At 69.9% G+C, this 12,388-nt stretch carries 10 protein-coding genes; 5 read left to right on the top strand and 5 right to left on the bottom strand.

Translation table 11 applies throughout. The features are described from left to right. Nucleotides 1-305 precede the first annotated feature (305 nt). From C6Y14_RS00190 to C6Y14_RS00175, 4 genes are all read left to right on the top strand, one after another. Nucleotides 306-1,319, top strand: coding sequence for a CHRD domain-containing protein (locus tag C6Y14_RS00190; RefSeq protein WP_107014364.1), 1,014 nt, complete (start codon nt 306-308; stop codon nt 1,317-1,319). Between the two features lie 60 nt (nt 1,320-1,379). After that, nucleotides 1,380-2,345, top strand: a complete 966-nt coding sequence (locus C6Y14_RS00185; RefSeq protein WP_107014363.1) for an SCO0930 family lipoprotein — start codon at nt 1,380-1,382, stop codon at nt 2,343-2,345. 181 nt (nt 2,346-2,526) lie between these two features. Further along, nucleotides 2,527-3,057: a sigma-70 family RNA polymerase sigma factor gene (locus C6Y14_RS00180; RefSeq protein WP_107014362.1), complete on the top strand. Its 531-nt coding sequence runs from the start codon at nt 2,527-2,529 to the stop codon at nt 3,055-3,057. Nucleotides 3,058-3,468: 411 nt separating this feature from the next. After that, on the top strand, nt 3,469-6,435 hold the full coding sequence (locus C6Y14_RS00175; RefSeq protein WP_225890810.1) for an AfsR/SARP family transcriptional regulator: 2,967 nt from the start codon (nt 3,469-3,471) through the stop codon (nt 6,433-6,435). Nucleotides 6,436-6,569: 134 nt separating this feature from the next. Here the strand turns inward: C6Y14_RS00175 and C6Y14_RS00170 are convergent, their stop codons facing one another. Both C6Y14_RS00170 and C6Y14_RS00165 read right to left on the bottom strand, forming a co-directional pair. Continuing rightward, the gene (locus C6Y14_RS00170) at nt 6,570-7,472 is read right to left on the bottom strand and encodes a hypothetical protein (protein ID WP_107014361.1); all 903 of its coding nucleotides are present in this window, start codon (nt 7,470-7,472) and stop codon (nt 6,570-6,572) included. 126 nt (nt 7,473-7,598) lie between these two features. After that, a complete protein-coding gene (locus C6Y14_RS00165) occupies nt 7,599-8,102 on the bottom strand; it encodes a peptidase inhibitor family I36 protein (RefSeq protein WP_107014360.1) in 504 nt (167 codons plus the stop codon). A gap of 293 nt (nt 8,103-8,395) precedes the next feature. Here C6Y14_RS00165 and C6Y14_RS00160 point away from each other — a divergent pair, with 293 nt between their 5' ends. After that, nucleotides 8,396-9,202, top strand: a complete 807-nt coding sequence (locus C6Y14_RS00160) for an ArsR/SmtB family transcription factor (protein WP_318658044.1) — start codon at nt 8,396-8,398, stop codon at nt 9,200-9,202. Nucleotides 9,203-9,311: 109 nt separating this feature from the next. Here the strand turns inward: C6Y14_RS00160 and C6Y14_RS00155 are convergent, their stop codons facing one another. From C6Y14_RS00155 to C6Y14_RS00140, 3 genes are all read right to left on the bottom strand, one after another. After that, the gene (locus C6Y14_RS00155) at nt 9,312-9,500 is read right to left on the bottom strand and encodes a hypothetical protein (RefSeq protein WP_107014358.1); all 189 of its coding nucleotides are present in this window, start codon (nt 9,498-9,500) and stop codon (nt 9,312-9,314) included. A 104-nt stretch (nt 9,501-9,604) separates the two neighbouring features. Next, nucleotides 9,605-10,744 carry an acyl-CoA dehydrogenase family protein gene (locus C6Y14_RS00145; protein WP_107014357.1) on the bottom strand — a complete coding sequence of 380 codons (1,140 nt, stop codon included), beginning with the start codon at nt 10,742-10,744 and terminating at the stop codon, nt 9,605-9,607. A 150-nt stretch (nt 10,745-10,894) separates the two neighbouring features. After that, nucleotides 10,895-12,361 carry a dihydrolipoamide acetyltransferase family protein gene (locus tag C6Y14_RS00140; RefSeq protein ID WP_199854576.1) on the bottom strand — a complete coding sequence of 489 codons (1,467 nt, stop codon included), beginning with the start codon at nt 12,359-12,361 and terminating at the stop codon, nt 10,895-10,897. Between the last annotated feature and the right edge of the window lie 27 nt (nt 12,362-12,388).

The raw sequence follows: 12,388 nt of genomic DNA, 5'->3' as shown, positions 1-12,388 counted from the left end.
ATCTTCCCGGTGCGTGGCGATATTAGGCACAGGATCGGCTCCGCGTCCCGGGTCTCATACTCAGATCCCGGTGTGAGATGTACCCAAGTCGATGGGGGTGCCCCACTCATGCGCCGCGGTACGCCCGGAGCCTGAACGCTCTACGACAGCCCGTTGAGGAGCCGGCGGCTGCCGAATTGGTCCCGGCCGGTTCCAGGAATGTCTCAGGACTGTCACCGGGTGACCCGGAGCGCAGGAGTATCCCGTGTCTCAGGTGTCGGACCGCGGACCCACCCGCGGTGACACCCACGGGGAGGCAACACCTCATGAACAGCAAGCGTTTCGCACTGATCGCCACGTCCGCTCTGACCGGCGCCCTGATGCTGACCGCCTGCAACGGCGACGACATCGACGCGGGCGGCGCGGCCCACGAGTCGGCGGGCGGGCACGCGTCGGCGGACTCCGCGCAGGCTGCGGGGGCGATCGGCCGCTACGGCAAGGACGCGGCCGGGGCCACGTTCTTCGCCTCGGTCCTCACCGGCGACAACGAGGTGCCGGTGGAGGGCAAGCCGGCGGTCGGGGACAAGGACGGCCGCGCCGTGGCGCTCATGCGCGTCCAGGGCCAGGACGTGTCCTTCGCGCTGGCGTGGAGCGGTACGGACACTCCGACCCTGGCGCACCTGCACCAGGGCGGGCGGGGAGTCAACGGCGATGTGAAGATCCCGTTCTTCACCGAGAAGCTCAAGGACGGCAGCAAGCACGTCTACGGCACCGTGAAGGTGAAGGACGCCGCACTGCTGCGTGACATCAAGGCCCACCCCGAGAAGTTCTACTTCAACCTGCACACCGGCGAGTTCCCCGGTGGCGCCGTCCGCGGCCAGGCGTTCGCCCTCCCCGGCCGTGTCGATCTGCCGGGCACGATCCGGGACTCGGCCCTGCGCGGGGTCGTCAAGGGGTCCCAGGTCTACGCCTGCACCAAGCAGCCCGACGGCACCTACGCGTTCACCCAGGACAACGTCGAAGCCACCCTCCAGGGCGACATCGACCACACCTTCGCCAAGCCCGGCCCCACGGGGCCGCCGCAGTGGATCGCGCCCGACGGCTCCTCCGTCACCGGCAGCGTTCTCAACAAGTTCGACAACGGCGAGGGCAACATCCCCGAGCTCATCCTGAAGGCGACGCAGACGGGTGCGGACAAGGGGCTCCTGGCCAAGACGCAGACCGTCCTGCGGCTCAACACCGAAGGCGGGGTGGCCCCGGCCGGCACCTGCGACGCCGGTGCCCACCCCACGGCCAAGGTGCCCTACACCGCCGACTACCTCTTCCTCGCCACCCAGTAGCACCTCGGCACCTCGGCACCTCGGGGTGGGGTGCCGTGTACGGACGAAGCGAGGAAGGTCATGAACACGTACAGCCACACGTACAGCCGCACGCACAACGCCATGCATCTGCACGGGAACCACCGGAGGACCGCTGTCGCCGCGGGCGCCATGGTGCTCGCCCTGGCCCTGTCCGCCTGCGGCGCCGACCGGCCCGGCGAGGGGGGTGCGACACAGGCCGGGGAGAAGCCGTCGGGGAAGTTCGAGCTGGAGGTGGTCGAGGAGCCGGCGGTGCCCCTGAGCTCCCAGGGCATCTCCGTTCGCCAGGACGAGGAACTCGGCTCCGTCGTGGTCGACTCGAAGGGCAGCACCGTGTACGTCTCCAGGGCGGACGAGAGCCGCCCCGGCAAGTCGAGTTGCACGGACGCGTGCGCGACGACCTGGCTGCCGGTCCCCGCGCGGGAACCGGCAACCGCCCAGGGGGTGGCACAGAAACTACTGGGCTCGATCACCCGTGCCGACGGGGTCGAGCAGATGACCATCGCCGGCAAGCCCCTCTACACCTACGCTCCCGGCAAAAAAGGTGACACGGCCGGGCAGGGCATCAAGGACACCTGGTACGCCGCGGCTCCGGACGGCACGAGAGCGGGCACCGAGCGGCCCGCCCTGGGCGTCCTGAACAGCCCCGGGCTCGGCCGGGTGCTGCAGGACAGGAACGGCCGGACGCTGTACCTGTTCACGAAGGACACGCCCTGGCCGATGAAGACGGCCTGTGACGCGAAGTGCCTGGAGAAGTGGACACCCAGCGAGCCCGTCACGGCGGCGGACGCGAAGGCAGCGGGGCTCGATCCCCGGGTTCTGTTCCCGTTCACCACTCCGGGCGGAGGCCGGCAGGAGTCCTTCAACTGCTGGCCCGCGTACACCTTCAAGGGCGACAAGAAGCCCGGGGACACCAACGGGCAGGGCGTGGGAGGGGTGTGGTTCGCGATCAAGGCGGACATCCCCCGGAGCGACCGCGGAAGGACCGTGCCCGCGGCGAAGGGGTGAGACCGCGGGACGATGGTGGGAAGTGACGGCCGCGGTGGCCCGCTCGTCACTCTTTCGGCACTGGCCCTTGCCTACGGTCGGTCCCGAAACCAGATCCCTCCCCGTGTGCTTCCGCGTCCGGACAGTCCCCCGCCTGTCCGGACGGAGCACCGGTGCGACACAGAACCAGGAACAAGCCACCATGACGCTACTCGCGGGCATCGCTCCATCGACGACCTCGCCGGCTCCCCACCTCGTGGACGGCCTGGTGGAGCAGCACAGGGACGCGCTCCTCGCCTACGCGCACAGACTGCTCTCGGACCACCATCTCGCCGAGGACATCGTCCAGGAGACGTTCGTCAAGGCGTGGCATCACGCCGACAGACTCCTCAGCCGGGAAGGGTCCGTACGCGGCTGGCTGTTCAAGGTCGCGCGGAACCTGATCATCGACCGGTCGCGAAGTGCCTACGCCCGGCACGAGACGGTGACCACCGAGAGCGGGGACCCGGCCCAGGAGGACCACACCGAACCGGCGCACGCGGCCATGGAGGCCGTTTCCCTGCTGCGGGGCGTTTCGGCGGACCACCGCAAGGTGCTCGTCTACCTCTACATCTACGGATGCAGCGTGGAGGAGACCGCACGCATCCTGGACGTGCCGGCGGGCACGGTCAGGTCACGTCGTCACCTGGCACTGCGCGCTCTGCGCAACCGGCGCTCGTCGGCGGGGAACTGACCCCGCACCACTCCCGAACACACGCCGAAACGTACCGAAGGGCCCCACTCGTGCGAGTGGGGCCCTTCGGCGTACGGGCCCACGCAGAGCCGGACTTGACCGCCGAGCGCGTTTTCTTCGCGACTGGCCGCAAATGGCCGGGTCCGGCGTCCACCCGACCGGGTCGCGCAGAGTGTGGGGCGCGGTCGCCCGTCGGCGGCCCACGGTGTCGGGGAGGCCGCCCGATGTCGGGATCACGTACGGATGTCGAAATCACGTAAAGAGTGTCTCCGGTCCGTCACCGCCGTGCCACGGGGAGGCAACCGGGTGAGGGCTTGAGGATCTTGCTCCGTACCTGTGCATGAGCGGCGCGCTTCGCGCCCTCGCCAGGGCCAGTGACCACCGGACGATCACCTGTAGGGAGAACCAGAAGTGAGCCCCGAGAACCAGCCCACGACGGACGTCGCACTGCGCTTCTCGGTGCTCGGGCCTCTCAGGGCCTGGCGGCACGCGACGGAGCTCAGCCTGGGCCCACCGAAGCAGCGGTCGTTGCTGGCACTGCTTCTGGTGCAGTCGGACCGGCCGGTACCGCTGCACCGGATAGTCGACGCCTTATGGGAGGAGGAGCCGCCGGAGCACGCGGTCAACGTCGTCCACCGGCACGTCGGTTCACTGAGGAGACTGCTCGAACCGGAGCTGACCAGCAGAACCGAGGCCCGTGTCCTGGTGCGTGCGGCCGACGGCTACCGGTTGAACACCGAGGACGGGGCACTGGACCTGCTGAGGTTCCGGAGACTGCGGGACGCGGCGCAGACCGCCTCGGCCGCGGGGCGGCCCGCGGAAGCCACCGGTCTGTTCGTCCGTGCGCTCTCCCTGTGGCTGGGGCGGACCGCGGAAGGGCTTCCCCGCACGGCGTACTCCCATGCGGTCTTCGCCGGAGTCGACGCCGAGTATCTGCACGCGGCCAGGGACGCCGCCGACGCGGCGCTGGCCGGGGGCGACACGTCCAGGGTGCTCCCGCTGGTCAGACGGGCGGCCGAGAGCGAACCGCTGAACGAGTGCCTCCAGGCGCGGCTCGTCCTCGTCCTCGCCGCCGAGGGGCTGGCGGCCCAGGCCCTGGACCACTACCAGGTCGTCCGGTCCCGGCTCACGAGCGAGCTGGGTGTCGATCCCGGTTCCGAACTGCGCGAGGCCCAGATCCGCGTCCTGCGCGGCACCGTCGTGCCGACGAGGACGTCCCGCTCCGGCGACCCGAAGGCGCCGGACATCAGCGGCGAACTCTCCCCAGGCGGGAGCCGGGTTACGAGTCCGGGGGCGGGTCCAGGGGACGGCCGGCGGACGGCCACCGGCGTACGCCCCGCCCAACTCCCCGCCGACCTGCACGCGTTCACCGGCAGGAGAGCCGAACTCGACTGGATGCGTGACCTGCTGCCGGCCGACGGCGGCACGCCGGCCGCCGTCGTCATCAGCGCGATCGGCGGCGCGCCGGGCGTGGGGAAGACCACGCTCGCCCTGCACTGGGCCCACCGCAACACCCGGCACTTTCCCGACGGACAGCTGTACGTCAATCTGCGCGGCTACGACCCGGCGGGAGTCGCGCTCACGCCGACGGCCGCGATCTGCTACTTCCTGGACGCACTCGGCGTACCGGCCGAGGACATCCCGCCGAGCCTCGACGGCCAGGCCGCCCTGTACCGAAGCATGCTGGCCGGACGGCGCGTGCTGGTGGTCCTGGACAACGCCCGCAGCGCCGAACAGGTACGTCCTCTCCTGCCGGGGACACCGACGTGCGTCACGGTGATCACCAGCCGGGAGCAGTTGCACGGACTCGTCGCCGCCAACGGAGCACGTTCCCTGCGCCTGGACATCCTGACCGTCACCGAATCCATCGAGTTCATGTCGAAGCGGCTGGGCGCGTCCCGCGTCGCCGCCGACCGGCAGGCGGCGATCGGCATCGCCGAGCAGTGCGGCCGGCTGCCCCTCGCCCTGGCGATCGTGTGCGCGCGTGCGGAGGGCCACCCGTCCGCGCCCCTCGCGGACATCGCCGCGGAACTGGCGGAGAGCCGCGACGACCTCGGCGTCTTCGCCGTCGGGGACCCGGCCACCGACCCCCGGTCGGTGTTCTCCTGGTCGTACCGCACGCTGACTCCGGAGGCGGCCGGGCTCTTCCGGCTGCTGTGGATGTGTCCGCCCCACGGCGTCTCCGTGCAGGCCGTGGCGAGCCTCGCGGGGCTGACGACGGCGCAGACGCGCCCTGTGCTGTCCGAGCTCACCCGTGCCAGCCTGTGGACGGAGCCCGCGCCCGGTCTCTACGGCTCGCACGAACTGCTGCGGACCTTCAGCCAGGAGCTCTCCCTGGCCGAGGACCCGTCCGAAGCCCGTGAGGACGCCCGCCGCCGGCTCTTCGACCACTACCTGCACAGCGCGCGCGGCGCGGCCACCCAGCTGTACACGCACCGGGAACCTCTCCCGCTGCCCGACGCCGCCCCCGGCACACAGGTCCTGTCGTTCACCGACACGGACCGTGCCGCGAAATGGCTCCTGCGGGAGATGCCGGCGCTGGAGGCGGTGATCACCCGGGACAGCGGTCACGGCACGGGCGCGCACGCCTGGCGCATGGCGGCGACCCTGGAACTCGTCCTCGACCGGCGAGGACGCCGTGAGGAGCAGATCGAGCTGCACACCACCGCACTCGCGGGCGCGCAACGGCTCGGGGAGACACTGGGCGAGGCCCACATGCATCGTGTCCTCGGGTTCGCCCACGTCCGGACGAACGACCACGCGCGGGGAGCCGCGCACCTGGAACGGGCGCTGGAACTGTTCACCGACCTGGGCGACGTGCCCTTCACGGCGCTGACCCACCGGTACCTGGCATTCCTGGCGAACGTCCGGCAGGACCACCGCGAGGCCCTGGCGCAGTACAAGATCGCCTGCGCCCTGTACACGAGGACGCGGGCCTACGTCGGCATCGCGAGCGTCACCAACGAAGTGGCCTGGACCCGCCTGCTCCTGCACGAGTACGAGGAGGCGCTGGGGGACTGCCGCCGCGCGGTCCGCATCGCGAACAGGTCCGGGAACAGGAACATCGAGGCGGCGGCCTGGGACACCATGGGTGTCGCGCACCACCGCCTCGGACAGCACGACGAGGCGCTGGAGGCCTTCGACCACGCGCTCGCCCACTACCGCGCCCTCAACGACGCCTCACTGATCGCCGACACCCTCGTCCACCGGGGTGAAGCACTCGCCGTCACGTCCCCGCAGGAGGCTCGCCGGGCGTGGAACGAGGCACTCGCGATACTCGACGTCCTCGGCCACACCGAGGCCGACAGACTGCGCGAGCTGCTGGAGGAACACGACGAGGTTCCCTCAAGGAGCGGGCCGGCCACCATCAACATCTGAGGGCAGGCCGGCCGTTGTGCCAGGGCAGGGGGAGAGCGGACTCGACGGAGGCGCGGTCGCGCTCCGGGCCGTTGGTGAAGGGGTGCAGGTGCGGCAGATCGGCGGCGCGGGAAGGCGGCCGGACTCTCACGGCGTCACTGGATTCCGTCGGCGGCCGTCTTCCAGATGGTCGTGAGCCGCTGCAGCTGGAGCTTGTCAGCGGTGGGCAGCGACTGAGCGTAGGCGCGTCGCAGGGCCAGGACGGTGGAGGGAACGTGGACTTCGGCGCCGCAGTCGCCGTCCGCCACCGAGACGGCGATCTCCCGTTCACGTAAGGCAGTGGTGACGCCCTGCGCGCGGTAGGCAGCCTTGAGCTGATCATAGGCCGCGTCGGGGGACGCATAGGTGTATCCCTGGCCTCGCATGCAGGTCCGCCAGTCGTTCATGGCCTTGCGGTACTTCGGGGACTTCTCCACGCGGGGAGTGAGCTCGCTGTTGAGATTCTGCGGGAAGTAGGCAATGGCCACCCAGTCGTCCAGGTTTCCGTAAAGGGACGTACGGCTCCGTGCCTCGCAGCCACGCGCCGAGAAGGTGATGTTCCGACCACCCTCGAACCTCATCTCCCGGAAGTCGGTGGCGTCTCCTCGCAGGGCTTCAGAGTATGCGTCGGCGTTCTTCTTCGAAAGCCCTGCCACATAGGCGTCGTTGGCGGCGATGCCGGCTGCTTCCTTTTCGTCGCCGTACTGGGCGGCGAGACCATAACCACGTTCGTGACGCTCCTTCATGTTCAGAGAGCGTTCCTCGTCGGATTCGGCCGTCGGGGCGGATGCGTCGGCGCGATAGCGGAATCCCTGCGCTGTCATGCAGGCCGATATGAGCTCGGATTCTGCGTTCGCGAGATCGACGCTGGTCCGGGTGAAGGTACCGGAACGGGTGAGGAGGTCGAGTTCGAGGCTGGTGAGTTCGGCACGGGTGGCGTCACCGTCGGTGGCGGATGTCCCGCAGGCGCTCAGCGTGAGAACGCCCGCCACCGCGCAGGCGAGCAGAGCAAGTCGCATGGTGCCCGGACCCTCTCGGTCGTCGGGTGGAAGGCGGGGGAGGAGAGAGGCGCGGTGTCCGCGGGGCGCTCACCCACGGACACCTTGGAGCCACCTTGGAGCGGCAGAGCCTTTCCAGCGCCGGGACTACGGCACAGGGCCGCCGCATGCCGAGCTCGTACCGCCGGAAGCAGTACTCCAACTGTTCGAGGAGACCGCGTTGTTGAACGTGGAGTTGAAGTCTCCACCGGTGCCGCGATACACGATGCCCGCGCTGCCCGAGTAGGACTTACCGGTCCAGACGATGGCTTCGCAGCTGTTTCCGTTGTTGTAGTCCGAGGAAGCGCAGTTGTCCCAGTTGCCGTTGGGACAGGCGCTGCGACTGAAGACGGACCAGTCGGCGTTCCTTCCCGAGAGTTCACCCGGATTACCCGCCGGCGAGTAACCGGCGTTCGGCCAGAAGCAGAAATTGCCCGAACCGCATCCGGAAGGTGCCGCGGCGACCTTTACCGACTTGAATGCCGTCGCCGCCACCTGATTCTGACCCTCGGAGCCGTTTGCCGAGCCGTTCGCCGAACTGGCCGCCGAGGTGCCGGCCATAGCGCCGAGCAGGAGAACCACTCCCGCGATCATGGCCAATATGCGTCTCATCTTTCCCCCTTACTGCTCGATTTGGTCGCCTTCACTATTGCCAGCGCCCGTCCTGCCTGGCCATGCTGTGTCGCCAGGAGGAAAAAGCCGTGGTCACAAGGGGGAACGGCGTGCTCCGAATTCACTTCACAGATGCTGACCTGGCGAGAACCCGGATGGCCACGGCACCTGACGCGCTCTGGGAGGTGGCCGCGAGTCTGCACCGCTTTCAGACCCGCGCGGGCCGTTGGGCATACGCCGGGTGGTACCGGACCACGCACGCCCGACTACGTGAGCAGAGACTCGACCGCGTCGTGCGCGAAGTGCTTCTGCCACTGTTTCCGAGAGCCCGGTACTTTCCTGATTTCCTGACGCCCGACCGGTCGAGCTGTGCCGACGACGGACTGGACGCCGCACTCGACGCCATCGTGTCCACACCCTCCGGCCGGGTGAACCGTGAACTGGCCATGCTCCATCAGCACGTTCGAGCTCCGGCGTGGGTGCGACGGCTGACCGACACGCAGGAACGCCGGGACTTTGTGGCCGCGATCCGCTCGTACCACGAGGTTGCCGTACGCCCCTTCGCCGACCAGATCCACGCCCATCTGGAAGCGGGGCGGTCGTCGTCCTGCCGCGAACTGCTCCATGGAGGTATCCAGGGAATGCTGGCCGGACTCGGACCGGCCATGCGCTGGCAGCCCCCGGTCCTCCACGTCCGCTACGCCGTGGACCGGGACCTGCACCTGGGCGGCCGGGGCATCCGGCTCGTACCGTCCTACTTCTGCTGGGACAACCCGGTCAGCCTGGCCGACCCCCGGCTACCGCCCGTGCTGATCTACCCCCTGCTGCACGAACCGGCCGCAGCGACCCCGTCCACCTCGCCCACCCCGCTGACCGCACTGCTCGGACGTACCCGGACGACCGTGCTGCGCGTCGCGGCGTCCGGAGCGGGCGCCACCACCGGGGAGATCGCCCGCGCGGCGGGGATCTCCTCGTCCTCCGTCAGCAAACACACCGGGGTACTACGCGGCGCGGGCTTGCTGATCAGCAGCCGGCACGGCGGAAACGTCCTGCACACTCTCACCCCGGCCGGCGCGTCCATGCTCCGCACCGACATCTGAGCCGAGCCTCGGTGTCCGTCCATGAGCTTCGGTCGCCGTGCCACCCGATCCGTAGGAATCTGCCGGATCTGCCTGCACGTCCGTCGGTGCGACGCGCGGTGCCGGGGTACTACGCGGCTCCGGCGAGATGCCGTTCTTCAGCGGGGTGGCATGCGAGGGCGCCGTCCATGCGGATGACCTCGCCGCTGAGGTAGTCGTGGTCGGCGATCATGGCGACCAGGCGCGCGTATTCGGTGGGGTGGGCCCGTCGCCGGGCATGCGGGACACCGGCGGCCGACGCTGCATTGGACGATCGCACCGCACCGGGCGAGGTGGGCGGCGATGGCGGCACCGAGCCCGGAGGCGGCTCCGGTGACCAGGGCCGCGGACCCGTCGATGTGCATGGCTGTCCCCCGGGAGCGTTCAGCGGGCGAGCTGACGGCTGATGACCAGACGCTGGATCTGGTTGGTTCCCTCGAAGATCTGCATGATCTTGGCTTCGCGCATGTACCGCTCGACGGGGTACTCACGGGTGTACCCGTATCCACCGAAGACCTGCACCGCGTCGGTGGTGACCTTCATCGCGGCGTCGGTGGCGACGAGCTTGGCCACGCTTGCCTGGCGGGTGTACGGCAGACCGGCGTCGCGGCGTCGCGCGGCGTCAAGGTAGGTGGCGCGGGCGGAGTCGACCGCGGCGGCCATGTCGGCCAGCAGGAAACCCAGCCCCTGGTGGTCGATGATCCGCCGGCCGAACGTGCTGCGCTCCTGTGCGTAGGCGACCGCCGCGTCCAGGGCGGCCTGGGCGAGGCCGGTGGCGCACGCGGCGATACCGAGCCGACCGGAATCCAGAGCGCTGAAGGCGATGTGCAGTCCCTGCCCCTCGCCACCGATGCGCCGGTCGGCTGCCAGCACGGCGTCGTCCCAGTACGCGGATGTGGTGGGGATGGCATGCAGGCCCATCTTGTCCTCCGGCCTGCCGAACGTGAGGCCGTCGCACCGGCCGGGTGCGAAGAAGCAGGAGATCCCCTCGGGGCCCTCCGCGGTGCGGGCGAACAGGGTGTAGAAGTCGGTTCTGCCGCCGTGCGTGATCCACGCCTTCGCGCCGTTGATGCGGTAGCCGTCGGCAGTGGGTTCGGCTCGGCAGATCAGCGCGGCCGCGTCGGATCCGGCCTGGGGTTCGGACAGGCTGTAGCCGCCGATCAGCTTGCCGTCCAGCACGTCCCCGGCCCAGCGCTCCTGCTGGTCCTCGGTGCCGAAGTGGAGCAGGGGGAAGGCGGCCAGGGTGTGGACGCTGACGGCGACGGCCACGGCGGCCCAGCGCGCCGCGAGCTCCTCGACGGCCTGCAGATAGACCTCATAGGGCTGGCCGCCGCCTCCGAGCCGGTCGGGGTAGGGCAGACCGAGCAGGCCGGCCCGGCCCAGCAGGGCGAAGAGGCCCTCGGGATACCGGCTGTCGCGTTCGTGCTGCTCCACCAGAGGTGCGAGTTCGTTGTCGGCGATGTCCCGGACGAGGTCGATGAGGTCTGCGGCTTCCTGGGTGGGCAGCATCCGGTCGACGGGCATGGCGTTGCTCCTGAAGTGGTGGCCTGGATCGGGCGGACACGACGGTTTTGGAGGGGGAGGAGGAGCGGAAACGGTGCTCGGACGCCGGGCGCCCGGGGATCTCCGGGGAGCCGGCGCTCGTCGACGTTGCGTCCGAAGGACCGACGCCCGTCACAGCACCGCCAGTCCGGGTTCGGCCAGCAGCGCGGCGGTGTCGGCGAGCAGTTGGGAGCCTTCCTGTCCGTCGATGACCCGGTGGTCGAAGGAGAGCGCGAGCTGGAGGACCGAGCGCGCCTCGATGCGTTCTCCGGCGTGGTCCTCGACCACCCAGGGTCGCCGACGGACGGCGCCCACCGCGAGGATCGCTGTCTCCCCGAGGTTGAGGATCGGTGTGCCGGTGTCGACCCCGAACACCCCCACGTTGGTGATCGTGGTGTTTCCCCCGGTCAACGCGTGGGGCGCGGTCTTCCCCGCCCGTGCCGTCACGGCCAGGTCGTTGATGGCCGCGGCAAGCTCCTGGAGTCCCATGAGGTGTGCGTTCCTGATGTTGGGGACCATCAGTCCGCGAGGGGTTGCCGCCGCGATACCGAGATTGACCCCTGCCGGTACGACGATCTCCTGCGCCGCCTCGTCCCAGCGGGCGGCGGCCGTTGGGGTCCTGCGCAGTGCCCGGAGGTAGGCGCGGGCGACGAACGCGAGGGGGCTGAGCTTCGTCTCGCGGAACTCCCGCCTGTGCTGGACCAGGTCGCGCAGCTCAAGGGTCCTGGTCACGTCGACCGTCACGAACTCGGTCACGTGCGGTGCGGTGAAGGCCGATGCGACCATGGCCGCGGCCGTGTGTTTGCGGACGCCCTTGATGGCGATCCGGGACTCCACGGCGAGCGGGCCGCGCGCGTGTGCTGCCGGTACGCCGGGAGACGGTACGTCGGGAACCGGGTCGTTGGAGGTCGGTACGCCGGGAGCCAGAGCGCCGTAAGCCGGTACGCCGGGGGCCGCAGCGCCGGCGGACAGTGCGGTCCGCTGTTGCGAGGCGCGCAGCACGTCGTCTCTGCGGACGGTGCCGTCCGGGCCGGTCGGCGACACGGTGGCGAGGTCGACTCCCAGGTCCTTCGCCAGTTTGCGGACCGGAGGCTTCGCGCGAGGCTTGGCCGATTCGGCCGTCTCGGAGGGCAGTTGCGCGTTCGTCGGCTCGGCGGCTTCGGTGACCGGCCCGGCCGCGGGCCCGGTGACGGTCGCCGCCGGGGTACGGCGCCGGGGACGGTGTCCCGAGTCCCTCGCTCCGTAGCCGACGAGCAGTCTGGGTTCGGAGTCCCCTTCGGTGCCCGCGCTCTCCGGTGGGCCGGGGACGTGCCCGCCCTCCGGCGACGCGGGCGGGGCTTCGTTCGTGCGGATGGCGATGATCGGGCTGCCCACCGCGGCTGTCTCTCCCTCCGCCGCGAGGAGCTCGACGACCTCTCCCGCGTACGACGAGGGCAGTTCGACGACCGATTTGGCCGTCTCGATGTCGACGATGACCTGGTTGACGGTGACGGTGTCACCGACGGCGACGTGCCAGGTCACGATGTCCGCCTCGGTGAGGCCTTCGCCGACGTCGGGAAGCAGGATGGTCTGCGTGGTGTGTGTGGTCGCGAAGGTCACGGTGTGCTCCTGCGTGCGGCGGGACGG

The organism is Streptomyces dioscori (assembly GCF_003024195.1).
In the GTDB taxonomy this organism is placed as follows: Bacteria; Actinomycetota; Actinomycetes; order Streptomycetales; family Streptomycetaceae; genus Streptomyces; species Streptomyces dioscori.
Note: the sequence above shows the minus strand (reverse complement) of the source record. Positions and strands in the feature narration are given on the sequence as shown.

What these genes read in the sequence shown, in the direction of transcription:
- C6Y14_RS00190 (WP_107014364.1), top strand. Translation starts at nt 306, where the DNA reads ATGAACAGCAAGCGTTTCGCACTGATCGCCACGTCCGCTCTGACCGGC.
- C6Y14_RS00185 (WP_107014363.1), top strand. Translation starts at nt 1,380, where the DNA reads ATGAACACGTACAGCCACACGTACAGCCGCACGCACAACGCCATGCAT.
- C6Y14_RS00180 (WP_107014362.1), top strand. Translation starts at nt 2,527, where the DNA reads ATGACGCTACTCGCGGGCATCGCTCCATCGACGACCTCGCCGGCTCCC.
- C6Y14_RS00170 (WP_107014361.1), bottom strand. Translation starts at nt 7,472, where the DNA reads ATGCGACTTGCTCTGCTCGCCTGCGCGGTGGCGGGCGTTCTCACGCTG.
- C6Y14_RS00165 (WP_107014360.1), bottom strand. Translation starts at nt 8,102, where the DNA reads ATGAGACGCATATTGGCCATGATCGCGGGAGTGGTTCTCCTGCTCGGC.
- C6Y14_RS00145 (WP_107014357.1), bottom strand. Translation starts at nt 10,744, where the DNA reads ATGCCCGTCGACCGGATGCTGCCCACCCAGGAAGCCGCAGACCTCATC.